This window comes from Mycobacterium genavense ATCC 51234 (assembly GCF_000526915.1).
In the GTDB taxonomy this organism is placed as follows: domain Bacteria; phylum Actinomycetota; class Actinomycetes; order Mycobacteriales; family Mycobacteriaceae; genus Mycobacterium; species Mycobacterium genavense.
In genome coordinates this window covers 35,064-49,305 of the sequence record NZ_JAGZ01000009.1, presented here as the reverse complement: position 1 = coordinate 49,305, position 14,242 = coordinate 35,064, and the positions used below count along the sequence as shown (strand labels likewise).

Below are 14,242 nucleotides of genomic sequence, written 5' to 3'. Positions count from 1 at the left end.
CACCCTGATGACTCTGTCGGACGCCGAACTCGCCGCGGCCGTCGACATCGTCCGGCGTGGGCTGGACGAGGATCTGCGCTACGGGCCCGACATCACCACGCTCGCCACGGTGCCCGCCGGCGCGGCCACGGCGGCGATGGTGCCTCGGGAGCCGGGCGTGATCGCGGGCCTGGACGTAGGGCTGCTGGTGCTCGACGAGGTGCTCGGCGCCGACGGCTATCAGGTGCTCGACCGCGTCTCCGACGGTGCCCGCATCCAGCCCGGCCGCCCGGTGCTGACCGTGCGGGCGGAGAACCGCGGGCTGTTGACCGCCGAGCGCACGATGTTGAACCTGATCTGTCACCTGTCGGGGATCGCCACCGCGACGGCCGCCTGGGTGGACGCCGTGAGCGGCACCAAGGCTCAGATCCGCGACACCCGCAAGACGCTGCCCGGTCTGCGCGCCCTGCAGAAGTACGCGGTGCGGGTCGGCTGCGGGGTCAACCACCGCCTCGGGCTGGGCGATGCCGCGCTGATCAAGGACAACCACGTCGCGGCCGCGGGATCGGTCGTCGAGGCGCTGCGGGCGGTCCGCGAGGCCGCCCCCGATCTGCCCTGCGAGGTCGAAGTGGACTCGCTCGAGCAGCTCGACGAGGTACTGCCGGAGAAGCCGGAGTTGGTCCTGTTGGACAATTTCCCGGTGTGGCAGACCCAGATCGCCGTGCAGCGTCGGGACGCCCGCGCGCCGGCGGTGCTGCTGGAGTCGTCGGGCGGGCTCAGCCTGGACACCGCGGCGGCGTATGCCGGCACCGGGGTGGACTACCTGGCGGTCGGCGCGCTGACGCACTCGGTGCGCGTGCTCGATATCGGGCTGGACATGTAGGTCTGCCGAGATACGGCAGCTGACCTTCGAAGACGCCGGGCGGTACGCCTGGCGCGATGTGCCGGAACCGGAAATCACCGCACCGGAACAAGCCGTGGTCAGGCCGCTGGTGGTGGCGTGCTGCGACCTCGACATCGCGGTCGCCAATGGCCAGGCGCCGCTGCCGCCCGGCTATGCCGTCGGGCACGAGGGCCTGGCCGAGGTGGTGGCTGTGGGCGACGCGGTAAACGGTGTCCGCCCGGGCGACTGGGTGGTGGTGCCCTTCCAGATCAGCTGCGGCAGCTGCTCGGCCTGCCGCCGCGGCGCGACCGGCTCGTGTGGCTCGGTGCCGTTGATGGCGATGTACGGCCTCGGCCCGCTCGCCGGTCTGAACGGCGGGGGATTCATGTCGGACGAGGTGCTGGTGCCGTATGCCGACGCGATGCTGATCCCCGTCCCGGATGGCGTGGCGCCCAACGCGATTGCGTCGCTGTCGGACAACATTCCCGACGGCTGGCGCGCGGTCGGGCCGTATGCGGCCGAGCTGGCCGCACTCGATGCGACCGACCGTCGCGTGCTGGTGATCGGGAAGCTGTCGATCGGGCTGTATGCCGCGGCGTTCGCGGCCGCGCTGGGAGCCCGCGTCGACTACGTCGACCACGACGTGTGCCGCCTGGCGGCCGCCGAAAAGCTCGGCGCGGTGGTCCACGATCGGGTCAAGCCGGACAAGTCCTGGGAGCCGTATCCGGTCACCGTGCATACCTCCGCCGATCCGTCGATGCTGGCCGCCACGCTGCGGGCGACCTGGCCGGACGGCGTGTGCACCGACACCGGGATCTACTACCAGCCCGTTGTCGAGATGCCGCTGCTGCCGATGTACACCCACGGGGTGAGGTTCGTCACCGGCCGGGTCAACGCGCGGTCGGCGATTCCCGCGGTGCTGGAACTGCTGGCCGCCGGATGCGACCTGGCTTCGGCCGTCGACCGGGTGGTGCCCTGGGCCGAGGCGTCGTCGGTATGGCCGACGATGACCGGCAAGACGGTCTTCACCCGCGCCTAGGGGCCGCGAGACTGCAACTGCCGACGGTGCCACTCGGCCGATGCGTCGGTAGTTACAGTCTCGGGGCTAGCGAATGTGGACGGTCGCGTTGCCGCCCTGGCGTTTCGCGTCGAACATCGCCTGGTCCGCTCGCTCGATCATGGCGTCGAGCAACTGCGCGACACCGAGTCCGGGCGCCGCGAAGCTGGCGACGTCCACGCTTGCGACGCCGACGCTGGCCGTGACCGCATGGTCGGCCGGAGCCGCGATCGCCGTCCTGACGAGGTCGAAGTCCCGGTGCGCCCGGTGGACCGGTTCGGCGAGGTCGACGACGACGAATTCTTCGCCGCGATCCGTGCCACAGCGCGGTGCCGCGAACCGCCGACTTGATCCGTCGCGCACAGCGGATCAACACCGCGTCGCCCGCGGTGTGGCCGAACGCATCGTTGACGTCCTTGAAGCGGTCCAAGTCGACGACCATCACGACCACCTCGGCGGCCATGTTGGTGCCGTCGCGCAACAGGTCTTCGATATGCAGGTGAAGACCGCGCCGGTTCAACAACCCGGTCAGCGGATCGGTGACCGACTCATTGGCGTCCTTGCGCAGCGCCGAGATGCCGAGCTGGATACCCAGGGGTGTCACGACGGCCGGTGCCACGGCCGTTAGCGTGCTGGCGGTGAGTTCGACGACGTCGAACCCCGCGGCCGCGCCGGCCTGTATGGCGAAGGCCGCGGTCGACATCAGTATCCACAATCCATGGCCCGCAAGTACTTTCGGCCCGTCGAAGAACATCAGATACACCGAGATCATCGAGAACGCGTTGAACGCGAACAAGCCCAACAGCCAACTCGCGTCCACGGTGGCCACCCCGGCTATCCCGATGTCGGCGGAGACCACGAACGCCAGTGACGTCCGACCCGACGGCCATGGCCGTCGGGCAAACACCCATCCCCAGCCGAGCTCGATCAAGGCGAGCAACGCGACGACGACGCGCGACCAGCGCGTACCCGCGGACGGCAGTAGGATCGTCAGCGTGATCAACCCGTTCAATGTCGTGCCCGCCCCGATCAGCGTCTGGATCGCCCCGGACATCCCACGCTTTGTGAAGTACTCCACCTGTGTGGTGTAGTCGACCGGCCCCCGCCACCAGTCGCGCATAAATCGAGCGAACACGACGAAGCTTCTCGAATGTGCACGCAATCCGTACCTCCGTGAGAGGTCCGGTCACGAACCCGCTCTGGGCCGCCAATCCCGTAAAGCCGTGTCAACTGGCGCGATCGAATGATGAGGATGACAAGAGTAGCCACTGATCCCCGCCCCGGCACGGCAGCCATGCGGCGGTGGCGCGCAGTCCCCGAGCTAACCCGCTACGAGCGGTAACCCACCACACTCAGGCGACGTCGGCGACCAATACCGCCATGCGGCGCAGTTGCAGGCGCACCAGCCAGGGCAGGCCGGTGCCGTCGGAGCCGGCGGGCAGGATCCGGGGATTGGTGATGTGCACGACCTTGCGGGCAAAGTGCAGGTCAGCCTGGCCCGCGGCCAGCACGTTCTTCACCCAGTCGGTCTTGCCGTGGCCCAGCGCGACCGCCAGCACATTGCCGTTGCGATAGGCCGTCACGATGGTCTGGTACGACTTGCCCGACCTACGGCCGCGGTGCTCGATCGTGCCGGTCCCGGGCAGGAAACGCGCGATCGGCTTCAGCGCCGGGTTGACGTACTTGACCTGGAAGTTCTCAAACCACTCCGGATACACCATCGGGATGCCCGGGGCGTTGTTCGGGTGATCCTTGGTGGACATGCGGCTCCCTTGCGGAACGTCTGTTGCCTGAATACCGGCACTGTACCGGTCGGATATTGATTTGAGTTCCTCTGGGACAATGGACGCTGTGACTGCCACACCCCCATCCGTGCTGGCCCGCATCGACCTGCGGGGGGCGGAGCTGACGACCGCCCGGTTGCGGGCGGCGCTACCGCGCGGCGGCGCCGATGTGGAGACGGTGTTGTCGCAGGTGCGCCCGATCGTGGCGGCCGTCGCCGAGCGCGGGGCCGAGGCGGCGCTGGACTACGGTGCCTCGTTCGACGGCGTACGCCCCGCCGCCGTCCGGGTACAAGAGGCCGCGTTGCAGGCCGCGCTGGACGGATTGGATGCCGACGTCCGCGACGCGCTGCGGGTGATGATCGAGCGGACCCGCGCCGTCCACGCCGACCAGCGACGCACCGACACCACCACCGTGCTCGGTCCCGGCGCGACGGTCACCGAGCGGTGGGTCCCCGTGGCGCGCGTCGGTCTCTACGTGCCCGGCGGCAACGCGGTGTATCCGTCCAGCGTGGTGATGAACGTGGTGCCAGCGCAGGCGGCCGGGGTCGAGTCGCTGGTGGTCACGAGCCCGTCGCAGGCGCGATTCGACGGCCTGCCGCACCCGACGATCCTGGCCGCGGCCCGGCTGCTCGGGGTCGACGAGGTGTGGGCCGTCGGCGGTGCGCAGGCGGTGGCGCTGCTGGCCTACGGCGGCGTCGACACCGACGGCACGCAACTGGCGCCGGTCGACCTGATCACCGGGCCCGGCAACGTCTACGTCACGGCCGCCAAGCGGCTGTGCCGCTCGCTGGTGGGCATCGACGCCGAAGCCGGGCCGACCGAGATCGCCATCCTCGCCGACCACACCGCCGACCCGGCTCATGTGGCCGCGGATCTGATCAGCCAGGCCGAACATGACGAGATGGCCGCCAGCGTGCTGGTGACCGCGAGCGAGGAGCTGGCCACGGCCACGGCCACCGAAGTCGCGGCGCAGCTGCAGACCACGGTGCACCGCGAACGCGTGACGACCGCGTTGAGCGGCCCGCAATCGGCGATCATCCTGGTCGACGACCTGGACGCCGGTGTCAAGGTCGTCGACGCCTACGCCGCCGAGCACCTCGAGATCCAGACCGCCGACGCGCCGCAGGTCGCCAGCCGAATACGTTCGGCCGGAGCCGTTTTCGTCGGCCCGTATGCGCCGGTCAGCCTCGGCGACTACTGCGCCGGGTCCAACCACGTGTTGCCGACCGCGGGCAGCGCCCGGCATTCCAGCGGCCTGTCGGTCCAGACGTTCCTGCGCGGCATCCACGTCGTGGACTACACCGAGGCGGCCCTCAAAGACGTCTCCGGTCACGTGGTTACGCTGGCGAAGGCCGAAGACCTGCCCGCCCATGGCGAGGCGGTACAGCGTAGGTTCGAACGATGACCGCATCCGAACGGCAGGTCACCCTCGACGACCTGCCGCTGCGTGCCGACCTACGCGGTAAATCACCTTACGGCGCACCGCAATTGGCGGTCCCGGTGCGGCTGAACACCAACGAGAACCCGCACCCGCCCAGTCGGGCGCTGGTCGACGACGTCGTCCGCTCCGTACAAGAGGCCGCCGCGGACCTGCACCGCTACCCCGACCGCGACGCGGTGGCGTTGCGCACCGACCTGGCCGGCTATCTGACCGCGCAGACCGGCACCCTGCTTGGCGTCGAAAACCTCTGGGCCGCAAACGGTTCCAATGAGATTCTGCAGCAGCTGCTGCAGGCGTTCAGCGGGCCGGGACGCAGCGCGATCGGGTTCGTCCCGTCCTACTCGATGCATCCGCTGATCTGCGACGGCACTCGCACCGAATGGCTGACGGCCCCGCGTGCCGACGACTTCAGCCTCGACGTCGACGTGGCGGTCGTCGCGGTCAGCGAGCGCAAGCCCGACGTGGTGTTCGTCACCAGCCCGAATAACCCGACGGGGCAAAGCATTACGCTGCCGGATCTGCGCCGGCTGCTCGACGTGACCCCGGGCATCCTGATCGTGGACGAGGCGTACGGCGAGTTCTCGTCGCAGCCCAGCGCGGTGGCGCTGATCGAGGAGTACCCGACTCGGCTGGTGGTCAGCCGCACCATGAGCAAGGCGTTCGCGTTCGCCGGCGGGCGGCTCGGGTATCTGGTCGCCACGCCGGCGCTGATCGACGCGATGCTGCTGGTGCGGTTGCCCTATCACCTGTCGGCGCTCACCCAGGCCGCCGCCCGCGCCGCGTTGCGCCACGCCGACGACACGCTGGGCAGCGTCGCCACCCTGATCGCCGAACGCGAACGCGTCGTGACGGCCTTGAGCCGCTTGGGGTTTCGGGTCATCCCCAGCGACGCCAACTTCGTGCTGTTCGGCGTATTCGCCGACGCACCCGCGGCCTGGCAGCGTTACCTGGACGACGGCGTCCTGATCCGCGACGTGGGCATCCCGGGCTATCTGCGCACCACCATCGGGCTGGCCGACGAGAACGACGCATTCCTCGAGGCGAGCGCCCGAGTCGCCGCCACCGAGTTGGCCCCGGCCGATGCCGGCCCCGTAGCAGCGATCGCGAGCGCGGCGCGGCCGCGCGAAGCGGGTCGCGACCGTGTGATAGGAGCCCCGTGACCACCACTCGCCGCGCGCGAATCGAGCGCCGCACCAAGGAATCCGACATTGTCATCGAGCTTGACCTCGACGGCACCGGGCAGGTCCACGTCGACACCGGGGTGCCGTTCTACGACCACATGCTGACCGCGCTGGGCAGCCACGCCAGCTTCGACCTGAGCGTGCGCACCACCGGTGATGTCGAAATCGAGGGGCATCACACCATCGAGGACACCGCGATCGCGCTGGGACAGGCACTCGGGCAGGCTCTCGGCGACAAGAAGGGCATCCGCCGGTTCGGCGACGCCTTCATTCCGATGGACGAAACGCTGGCCCACGCCGCCGTGGACGTGTCCGGCCGGCCGTACTGTGTGCACAGCGGCGAGCCGGATCACCTGCAGCACACCACGATCGCCGGGAACTCGGTGCCCTACCACACTGTGATCAATCGGCACGTGTTCGAATCGCTGGCCGCCAATGCCCGCATCGCCCTGCACGTGCGGGTGCTCTACGGACGCGACCCGCACCACATCACCGAGGCGCAGTACAAGGCCGTGGCGCGCGCGCTGCGCCAAGCCGTCGAGCCCGATCCTCGCGTGTCGGGTGTGCCGTCCACCAAAGGTGTTTTTTGACAAGCAAATCCGTCGTTGTGCTGGACTACGGCTCGGGCAATCTTCGGTCCGCGCAGCGGGCGCTGCAGCGGGTCGGTGCGACGGTGGAAGTCACCGCCGACGCGGGGGCGACCGCGGCCGCCGACGGGCTGGTGGTGCCCGGCGTCGGTGCCTTCGAAGCGTGCATGACGCGGCTGCGCAAGATCGCGGGGGAGCGCATCATCGCCGACCGGGTCGCCGTCGGACGCCCGGTACTGGGGGTCTGCGTGGGCATGCAGATCCTGTTCGCGCGCGGCGTGGAGTTCGGCGTCGAGACCACCGGCTGCGAGCAATGGCCGGGGGCGGTGACCCGGCTGGACGCCCCGGTCATCCCGCACATGGGCTGGAATGTCGTGCGATCCGGTTCGGGCAGTGCACTTTTCCGGGGGCTGGACGCCTCGGCCCGGTTCTACTTCGTGCATTCCTACGCCGCGCAGTGGTGGGAGGGCTCGTCGGAGGCGGTACTGACCTGGGCCACCCACCAGGTGCCGTTTTTGGCGGCGGTCGAGGACGGCCCGTTGGCCGCCACGCAATTCCACCCGGAGAAGAGTGGGGATGCCGGCGCAGCCGTATTGAGCAATTGGGTTGCGGGACTGTGAAGCCGACCACGCACACGTCGAGAAGCGGCGTAGCCAATCGCATTCTTGGCGCAAAGGAGAGACAGTGCTGATTCTGTTACCGGCCGTCGACGTCGTGGAGGGTCGCGCCGTGCGCCTGGTGCAGGGCAAGGCCGGCAGCGAAACCGAGTACGGCTCGGCGCTGGACGCGGCGCTGAACTGGCAGCGCGACGGTGCCGAGTGGATCCATCTGGTGGATCTCGACGCCGCGTTCGGCCGCGGTTCCAACCGCGAGCTGCTCGCCGAGGTGGTGGACAAGCTCGACGTCAAGGTGGAACTGTCCGGCGGCATCCGCGACGACGATTTGCTGGCGGCGGCGCTGGCGACCGGTTGCGCCCGGGTCAACCTGGGCACCGCGGCGCTGGAGAATCCACAGTGGTGCGCGCGGGCGATCAGCGAGCACGGCGACAAGGTCGCCGTCGGGCTAGACGTGCAGATGGTCGACGGCGAGCACCGGCTGCGCGGGCGTGGTTGGGAAACCGACGGCGGCGACCTGTGGAATGTGCTGGAACGTCTTGAGGGCGAAGGATGTTCGCGCTTCGTCGTCACCGATGTCACCAAGGACGGCACGCTGGGCGGTCCGAATCTGGACCTGCTGGCCCGCGTCGCCGAGCGCACCGACGCTACGGTCATCGCGTCCGGCGGCGTGTCGAGCCTGGATGACTTACGCGCCATCGCCACGCTCACCGACCGCGGCGTCGAGGGCGCCATCGTGGGCAAGGCGCTCTACGCCGGGCGGTTCACCCTGCCGCAGGCACTCGACGCGGTACGGCAGTAGACCGATGGACCTGCACGGGCTGCTCGCCGAGGCGTCGACCATTCTCGACGCCGCGGTGGAGCCATTCGTGGCCGGGCACCGCGCCGACTCGGCGGTTCGCAAGAAGGGCAACGACTTCGCCACCCAGGTCGACCTCGCGATCGAGCGGCAGGTCGTGGCCGCGCTGCAGGCCGCCACCGGAATCAGGGTGCACAGTGAGGAATTCGGTGGCACACCGGTCGATTCGTCGTGGGTGTGGGTGTTGGACCCGATCGACGGCACCTTCAACTACGCCGCCGGATCACCGATGGCCGCGATACTGCTGGGCCTGCTGCACGACGGTGAGCCGGTGGCCGGCCTGACCTGGATACCGTTCACCGACGACCGCTACACGGCCGTTGCCGGCGGGTTACTGGTGAAAAACGCTGTGGCACAGCTTCCGTTGACTTATACGCCGCTGGCCGAGGGACTGATCGGCGTCGGCACCTTCAACGTCGATTCCCGGGGCCGATTCCCCGGACGGTACCGGCTTGCGGTGCTGGAGAGACTGAGCCGGGTGTCCTCGCGGCTGCGCATGCACGGCTCGACCGGCATCGACCTGGTCTATGTAGCCGACGGAATCTTGGCCGGCGCAGTCTATTTCGGTGGTCAGGTGTGGGATCACGCGACGGGGATCGCGCAGGTCCGGGCCGCTGGCGGCACCGTCTCGGATCTGGCCGGTCGATTGTGGACCCCCGAGTCGCGGTCGGTGCTGGCCGCGGCCCCCGGCGCGTACGAGGAGATCCTCGAGATTCTGCGCAGTGCCGGCCGGCCGGAGGATTACTGAGATGCATACGGGTACCGACCTTGCCGTACGGGTGATTCCGTGCCTGGACGTCGACCACGGGCGGGTCGTCAAGGGGGTCAACTTCGAGAACCTGCGCGACGCGGGTGACCCCGTCGAACTCGCCGCCGCCTACGATGCCGAAGGCGCCGACGAGCTGACCTTTCTCGACGTGACCGCGTCGTCGTCGAACCGCGCGACGATGCTGGACGTGGTGCGCCACACCGCCGAGCAGGTGTTCATCCCGCTGACGGTCGGCGGTGGTGTGCGCACCGTGGCCGACGTGGACGTGTTGCTGCGGGCCGGGGCCGACAAGGTTTCGGTGAACACCGCCGCGATCGCCCGCCCCGATCTATTGGCGGAGATGTCAAGGCAATTCGGCTCGCAATGCATCGTGCTGTCCGTCGACGCCCGCACGGTGCCGCCCGGTTCGGCGCCGACGCCGTCGGGCTGGGAGGTCACCACGCACGGCGGCCGGCGCGGCACCGGCATCGACGCCGTCGAGTGGGCGGTCCGCGGCGCCGAACTCGGAGTGGGGGAGATTCTGCTCAACTCGATGGACGCCGACGGCACCAAGGCCGGTTTCGATCTGGCGATGCTGCACGCGGTGCGCGCCGCGGTCACGGTTCCGGTCATCGCCAGCGGCGGGGCCGGCGCGGTGGACCATTTCGCTCCGGCGGTCGAGGCGGGGGCCGATGCGGTGTTGGCGGCCAGCGTCTTTCACTTCCGCGAGCTGACGATCGGACAGGTGAAGGCCGCGATGGCCGCGGACGGGATCACGGTGCGATGACGCTGGACCCCGATATCGCCGCGCGCCTCAAGCGCAATGCCGACGGACTATTCACCGCCGTGGTGCAGGAGCGGGGCAGTGGCGACGTGCTGATGGTGGCCTGGATGGACGATGCGGCGTTGGCCCGCACCCTGGAAACCCGTGAGGCAACTTACTTTTCGCGATCCCGCGGCCAGCAGTGGATCAAGGGTGCGACGTCGGGCCACACCCAGCACGTGCACTCGGTGCGCCTGGACTGCGACGGCGATGCGGTGCTGTTGAGCGTCGACCAGGTCGGCGCCGCGTGCCACACCGGAGACCACAGCTGCTTCGACGCCGATACGCTGCTGGCACCCGAGGATTAAGCGCGGCGCCCGACACCAGCGGGCACCGGCCGACGATTTCGGTGAGAATGGGCGACGATGCGCGAACGGATCTCGTGGAACGTGGTGGTGCCGCTGGTCGCCCTCGTCACGCTGGCACTCACCTGGGGCACGCAGCCGGGAGCCTGGCTCGCGGTGCTGCTGATCGGCGCCGTGTTGGCCGCGGTGCACCACGCCGAGGTGGTCGCGCACCGGGTCGGCGAGCCGTTCGGGTCGCTGGTGCTCGCCACCGCGGTGACCGTCATCGAGCTGGCCCTGATCATCGCGCTGATGGCCTCGGGCGGTAACGAGGCGGAGACACTGGCCCGAGATACCGCGTTCGCGGCCCTGATGATCACCACCAACGGCATTGCCGGGCTGTCGCTGCTGCTGGGTTCGCATCGGTACGGCGTGACGTTGTTCAACCCGCACGGCAGCGGTGCGGCGCTGGCGACGCTCACCACGCTGGCGACCCTGAGCCTGGCGCTGCCCAGCTTCACCATCACCCGGGGTCGTCAGGAATTCTCCCCCGGGCAGCTCGAATTCGCCGCCGTCGCCTCGTTGCTGCTGTACCTGCTGTTCGTGTTCACCCAGACGGTGCGGCACCGCGACTTCTTCCTGCCGGTCGCGCAGCGCGGCCAGCACAGCCCCTTCGACGAGGAAAGCCACGCCGAACCGCCGAGCAACGCCGCGGCGCTGCGCAGCCTGGGGCTGCTGGTGGCGGCGCTGGTCGCGGTGGTGGGCCTGGCCGAACAGGAGTCGCCGGCCGTCGAGGAACTGGTGTCGGCGGCGGGCTTCCCGCACTCGTTCGTCGGCGTCGTGATCGCGGCACTGGTGCTGCTGCCGGAGACGCTGGCGGCGGTGCGGGCGGCGCGTCAAGGCCGCATCCAGACCAGCCTCAACCTCGCCTACGGCTCGGCGATGGCCAGCATCGGGCTGACCATTCCCGGCATCGCGCTGGCGTCGATCTGGATCAAGGGACCGCTGATTCTCGGGCTGGGCCCGACTCAGTTGGTGCTGTTCGCTCTGACCGTGGTGATCAGCATGCTCACCGTGATCCCGGGCCGGGCGACCCGGCTGCAGGGCGAGGTCCATCTGGTGTTGCTGGCCGCGTTCGTGTTTCTCGCGATCATCCCGTAATCACAAGCAGCACAATCGATTACGCCGACGAGCGGGCCCGCACCGTCTGCAGCGCCTGGTCGGCGTGGGTGTCCGTGCTGAGCTCGCTGGAAATCACGTTGAGCACCCTGCGATCGGTGTCGATCACGAACGTCGTGCGTTTGACCGGCATCAACTTGCCGAGCAGGCCCCGCTTGACGCCGAACAGCGTGGCGACGGTGCCCTCGATGTCCGACAGCAGCGGGTAGTCGAAGTTCTCCTTGTCGGCGAATTTCGCCTGCTTCTGCACGGCATCGGTGCTGATGCCGACACGGTTGGCGCCGACCGCCGCGAATTCGGTGGCCAGGTCCCGGAAGTGGCAGGCTTCCTTGGTGCACCCGGGAGTCATCGCCGCGGGGTAGAAGAACAGCACCACCGGGCCGTCGGCAAGCAGCGCGCTGAGCTTGCGCGGCGTTCCGGTCTGATCGGGAAGTTCGAAGTCGGCCACTGTGTCACCAGTTTTCATGGGCGTCAGGCTACGCCGTGGCCGCGCGCCCGACGGGCGTAACGCCGCGGTGAAAATCGCGGCCGAGGGCCGTCGTGGCGCTACGCTCGCGGGCTGACCCGGGGGATCTGCGAGGATGGTTTGGTGCACCCTCACCTCGCCGACACGACCTCACGGGAGGAGTTTCGCCTGCTCGCGGCCGGGCACCGCTTTGTTCCGGTGACCCGGAAGGTCTTGGCCGACAGCGAGACGCCGCTGTCGGCGTACCGCAAGCTGGCCGCCAATCGACCCGGCACGTTCCTGCTGGAGTCCGCGGAGAACGGCCGCTCGTGGTCGCGCTGGTCGTTCATCGGCGCGGGGTCGCCCTCGGCGTTGACCGTGCGCGACGGGGAAGCGGTGTGGCTGGGTGCGGTGCCGCAGGACGCCCCCACCGGCGGCGACCCGCTGGAGGCGCTGCAGGCCACCCTCGAGCTGCTGGCCACCGCCGCGGTGCCGGGGCTGCCGCCGCTGTCGGGCGGCCTGGTCGGGTTCTTCGCCTACGACATGGTGCGGCGCCTGGAACGGCTGCCGGAGATGGCCGTCGACGACCTGCAGTTGCCCGACATGCAGATGTTGCTGGCCACGGACGTGGCGGCGGTCGACCACCACGAGGGCGCCATCACGCTGATCGCCAACGCCGTGAACTGGAACGGCACCGACGAGCGGGTCGACGAGGCCTACGACGACGCCATCGCGCGCCTGGACGTGATGACCGAGGCGCTGGGTCAACCGCTGCCGTCGACGGTGGCCACGTTCAGCATGCCCGAGCCGCAGTACCGGGCGCAGCGCACCGTCGAGGAATACGGCAAGATCGTCGACTACCTCGTCGACCAGATCGCGGCCGGCGAAGCCTTCCAGGTGGTGCCCTCGCAGCGCTTCGAGATGGACACCGACGTCGACCCGATCGACGTGTACCGGATCCTGCGGGTGACCAACCCGAGCCCGTACATGTATCTGGTGCACGTGCCGAATAGTGCTGGGGAGACGGACTTTTCGATCGTCGGGTCCAGCCCGGAGGCGCTCGTCACCGTCGTCGACGGCCGCGCGACCACGCATCCGATCGCCGGCACCCGGTGGCGCGGAGCCAACGAGGAAGAAGACCAGCTGCTGGAAAAGGAGCTGCTGGAAGACGACAAGGAACGCGCCGAGCACCTGATGCTGGTCGACCTCGGCCGCAACGACCTCGGCCGGGTCTGCACGCCCGGCACGGTCCGGGTCGAGGATTACAGCCACATCGAGCGCTACAGCCACGTGATGCACCTGGTCTCCACGGTGACCGGCATGCTCGACGCGGGCCGCACCGCCTTGGACGCGGTCACGGCCTGCTTCCCGGCCGGCACGCTGTCCGGAGCGCCGAAGGTGCGCGCCATGGAGCTGATCGAAGAGGTGGAGAAGACGCGCCGCGGCGTCTACGGGGGTGTGCTCGGATACCTCGACTTCGCCGGTAACGCCGACTTCGCGATCGCGATCCGTACCGCGCTGATGCGCGACGGTACCGCCTACGTCCAGGCCGGCGGTGGCGTCGTCGCCGAATCCAACGGCTCGTACGAGTACACCGAGGCCAGCAACAAGGCGCGCGCGGTGCTCAACGCCATCGCCGCGGCGCAGACGCTCAGCGCCCCGGACGCCGCCCGCAATGGCTGATGCCCGGCGGGCCCGGCTGACGATCGGCGTCGCCCAGCTGCTGCTCGTCGTCGCCGCGGGCCTGTTGTGGACGGCCTCGCGGCTGCCGTGGGTGGTGATCCGGTCGTTCGACGGGCTGGGGCCGCCCAAGCAGGTGATCCTGGCCGGTGCGGAGTGGTCGACGGCCCTGCTGCCGTTGGCGCTGCTGATGCTGGCCACGGCCGTCGCGGCGCTGGCGGTGCACGGCTGGGCGCTGCGCGCGGTGGCGGGGTTGCTGGCCGTGATCAGCCTGGCGATCGGCTATCTGGGCGTCAGCCTGTGGGCGTTGCCGGACGTAGCGGTGCGGGCGACCGAACTGGCCCACATTTCGCTGGTGACGCTAGTGGGCAGCGAGCGCCGCTACGCCGGAGCGGGGTTCGCGGTGGGCGCCGCGGTGTGCACGTTGGTCGCGGCCGTGCTGTTGATGCGGTCGGCGATGTCGGCGCGCGCCAGGGCAAAAAAGTACGTCGCGCCGGCGACCCGCCGCTCAATCGCGAGACGCGAGGGCGCCGACGGGGCGATGCTGGAGCAGCCGGGGGCCCCAGAGATGTCGGAGCGGATGATCTGGGACGCACTCGATGAGGGGCACGACCCGACCGATCGGCCCCGCGGGTCTGACACCGAGGGTCGGTGACGGGTCGCGAGCCGACGGTCGCTACCCTTCATTGACGTCGTCG

General features: G+C 69.3%; 16 protein-coding genes. 13 read left to right on the top strand and 3 right to left on the bottom strand.

Annotated elements, in window-relative coordinates; translation table 11 throughout:
• The first annotated feature begins 7 nt into the window (after positions 1-7).
• The gene (gene nadC / locus T428_RS0118485; RefSeq protein ID WP_025737639.1) at positions 8-862 is read left to right on the top strand and encodes a carboxylating nicotinate-nucleotide diphosphorylase; all 855 of its coding nucleotides are present in this window, start codon (positions 8-10) and stop codon (positions 860-862) included.
• A 58-nt stretch (positions 863-920) separates the two neighbouring features.
• Positions 921-1,901 (top strand): alcohol dehydrogenase catalytic domain-containing protein, encoded by a 981-nt coding sequence (locus tag T428_RS0118480; RefSeq protein WP_245604984.1) that lies wholly within the window; start codon positions 921-923, stop codon positions 1,899-1,901.
• 52 nt (positions 1,902-1,953) lie between these two features.
• Here the strand turns inward: T428_RS0118480 and T428_RS32210 are convergent, their stop codons facing one another.
• Complete coding sequence (locus tag T428_RS32210; RefSeq protein WP_156942992.1) at positions 1,954-3,054, bottom strand: GGDEF domain-containing protein; 1,101 nt, start codon at positions 3,052-3,054, stop codon at positions 1,954-1,956.
• A 217-nt stretch (positions 3,055-3,271) separates the two neighbouring features.
• The gene (locus T428_RS0118460; protein ID WP_025737634.1) at positions 3,272-3,682 is read right to left on the bottom strand and encodes a nitroreductase family deazaflavin-dependent oxidoreductase; all 411 of its coding nucleotides are present in this window, start codon (positions 3,680-3,682) and stop codon (positions 3,272-3,274) included.
• Between the two features lie 109 nt (positions 3,683-3,791).
• Here T428_RS0118460 and hisD point away from each other — a divergent pair, with 109 nt between their 5' ends.
• The 9 genes from hisD to T428_RS0118415 all read left to right on the top strand — a co-directional run bounded on the left by hisD (position 3,792) and on the right by T428_RS0118415 (position 11,401).
• Positions 3,792-5,108 (top strand): histidinol dehydrogenase, encoded by a 1,317-nt coding sequence (gene hisD, locus T428_RS0118455; RefSeq protein WP_025737633.1) that lies wholly within the window; start codon positions 3,792-3,794, stop codon positions 5,106-5,108.
• Positions 5,105-6,304, top strand: a complete 1,200-nt coding sequence (locus T428_RS0118450; protein ID WP_025737632.1) for a histidinol-phosphate transaminase — start codon at positions 5,105-5,107, stop codon at positions 6,302-6,304. The genes hisD and T428_RS0118450 overlap by 4 nt, the downstream gene beginning before the upstream one ends.
• A complete protein-coding gene (hisB, locus tag T428_RS0118445; protein ID WP_025737631.1) occupies positions 6,301-6,915 on the top strand; it encodes an imidazoleglycerol-phosphate dehydratase HisB in 615 nt (204 codons plus the stop codon). The genes T428_RS0118450 and hisB overlap by 4 nt, the downstream gene beginning before the upstream one ends.
• Positions 6,912-7,532, top strand: coding sequence for an imidazole glycerol phosphate synthase subunit HisH (hisH, locus tag T428_RS0118440; protein ID WP_025737630.1), 621 nt, complete (start codon positions 6,912-6,914; stop codon positions 7,530-7,532). The genes hisB and hisH overlap by 4 nt, the downstream gene beginning before the upstream one ends.
• Before the next feature lie 64 nt (positions 7,533-7,596).
• A complete protein-coding gene (priA, locus tag T428_RS0118435) occupies positions 7,597-8,328 on the top strand; it encodes a bifunctional 1-(5-phosphoribosyl)-5-((5-phosphoribosylamino)methylideneamino)imidazole-4-carboxamide isomerase/phosphoribosylanthranilate isomerase PriA (protein WP_025737629.1) in 732 nt (243 codons plus the stop codon).
• A 4-nt stretch (positions 8,329-8,332) separates the two neighbouring features.
• Positions 8,333-9,133, top strand: a complete 801-nt coding sequence (locus tag T428_RS0118430; RefSeq protein WP_025737628.1) for an inositol monophosphatase family protein — start codon at positions 8,333-8,335, stop codon at positions 9,131-9,133.
• A gap of 1 nt (position 9,134) precedes the next feature.
• Entirely contained in the window at positions 9,135-9,920 is a 786-nt protein-coding gene (gene hisF / locus T428_RS0118425; RefSeq protein WP_025737627.1) for an imidazole glycerol phosphate synthase subunit HisF, read from the top strand.
• On the top strand, positions 9,917-10,264 hold the full coding sequence (hisI, locus tag T428_RS0118420) for a phosphoribosyl-AMP cyclohydrolase (protein ID WP_025737626.1): 348 nt from the start codon (positions 9,917-9,919) through the stop codon (positions 10,262-10,264). Before hisF ends, hisI begins: the two co-directional genes overlap by 4 nt.
• A 57-nt stretch (positions 10,265-10,321) precedes the next feature.
• Positions 10,322-11,401, top strand: coding sequence for a calcium:cation antiporter (locus T428_RS0118415; protein WP_025737625.1), 1,080 nt, complete (start codon positions 10,322-10,324; stop codon positions 11,399-11,401).
• A gap of 19 nt (positions 11,402-11,420) precedes the next feature.
• Here the strand turns inward: T428_RS0118415 and T428_RS0118410 are convergent, their stop codons facing one another.
• Positions 11,421-11,885: a peroxiredoxin gene (locus T428_RS0118410; RefSeq protein WP_025737624.1), complete on the bottom strand. Its 465-nt coding sequence runs from the start codon at positions 11,883-11,885 to the stop codon at positions 11,421-11,423.
• A 123-nt stretch (positions 11,886-12,008) separates the two neighbouring features.
• Here T428_RS0118410 and T428_RS0118405 point away from each other — a divergent pair, with 123 nt between their 5' ends.
• Together T428_RS0118405 and T428_RS0118400 are read left to right on the top strand one after the other, a co-directional pair.
• Complete coding sequence (locus tag T428_RS0118405; protein WP_025737623.1) at positions 12,009-13,547, top strand: anthranilate synthase component I; 1,539 nt, start codon at positions 12,009-12,011, stop codon at positions 13,545-13,547.
• Positions 13,540-14,199, top strand: coding sequence for a TIGR02234 family membrane protein (locus T428_RS0118400; RefSeq protein WP_025737622.1), 660 nt, complete (start codon positions 13,540-13,542; stop codon positions 14,197-14,199). The genes T428_RS0118405 and T428_RS0118400 overlap by 8 nt, the downstream gene beginning before the upstream one ends.
• The last annotated feature ends 43 nt before the right edge of the window (positions 14,200-14,242 follow it).

Excerpts from the sequence above, each read along its gene's own strand:
- T428_RS0118415 (WP_025737625.1), top strand. The coding sequence starts at position 10,322 with ATGCGCGAACGGATCTCGTGGAACGTGGTGGTGCCGCTGGTCGCCCTC.
- T428_RS0118450 (WP_025737632.1), top strand. The coding sequence starts at position 5,105 with ATGACCGCATCCGAACGGCAGGTCACCCTCGACGACCTGCCGCTGCGT.
- T428_RS0118460 (WP_025737634.1), bottom strand. The coding sequence starts at position 3,682 with ATGTCCACCAAGGATCACCCGAACAACGCCCCGGGCATCCCGATGGTG.
- T428_RS0118410 (WP_025737624.1), bottom strand. The coding sequence starts at position 11,885 with ATGAAAACTGGTGACACAGTGGCCGACTTCGAACTTCCCGATCAGACC.
- T428_RS0118430 (WP_025737628.1), top strand. The coding sequence starts at position 8,333 with ATGGACCTGCACGGGCTGCTCGCCGAGGCGTCGACCATTCTCGACGCC.
- T428_RS0118400 (WP_025737622.1), top strand. The coding sequence starts at position 13,540 with ATGGCTGATGCCCGGCGGGCCCGGCTGACGATCGGCGTCGCCCAGCTG.
- hisF (WP_025737627.1), top strand. The coding sequence starts at position 9,135 with ATGCATACGGGTACCGACCTTGCCGTACGGGTGATTCCGTGCCTGGAC.
- nadC (WP_025737639.1), top strand. The coding sequence starts at position 8 with ATGACTCTGTCGGACGCCGAACTCGCCGCGGCCGTCGACATCGTCCGG.
- hisI (WP_025737626.1), top strand. The coding sequence starts at position 9,917 with ATGACGCTGGACCCCGATATCGCCGCGCGCCTCAAGCGCAATGCCGAC.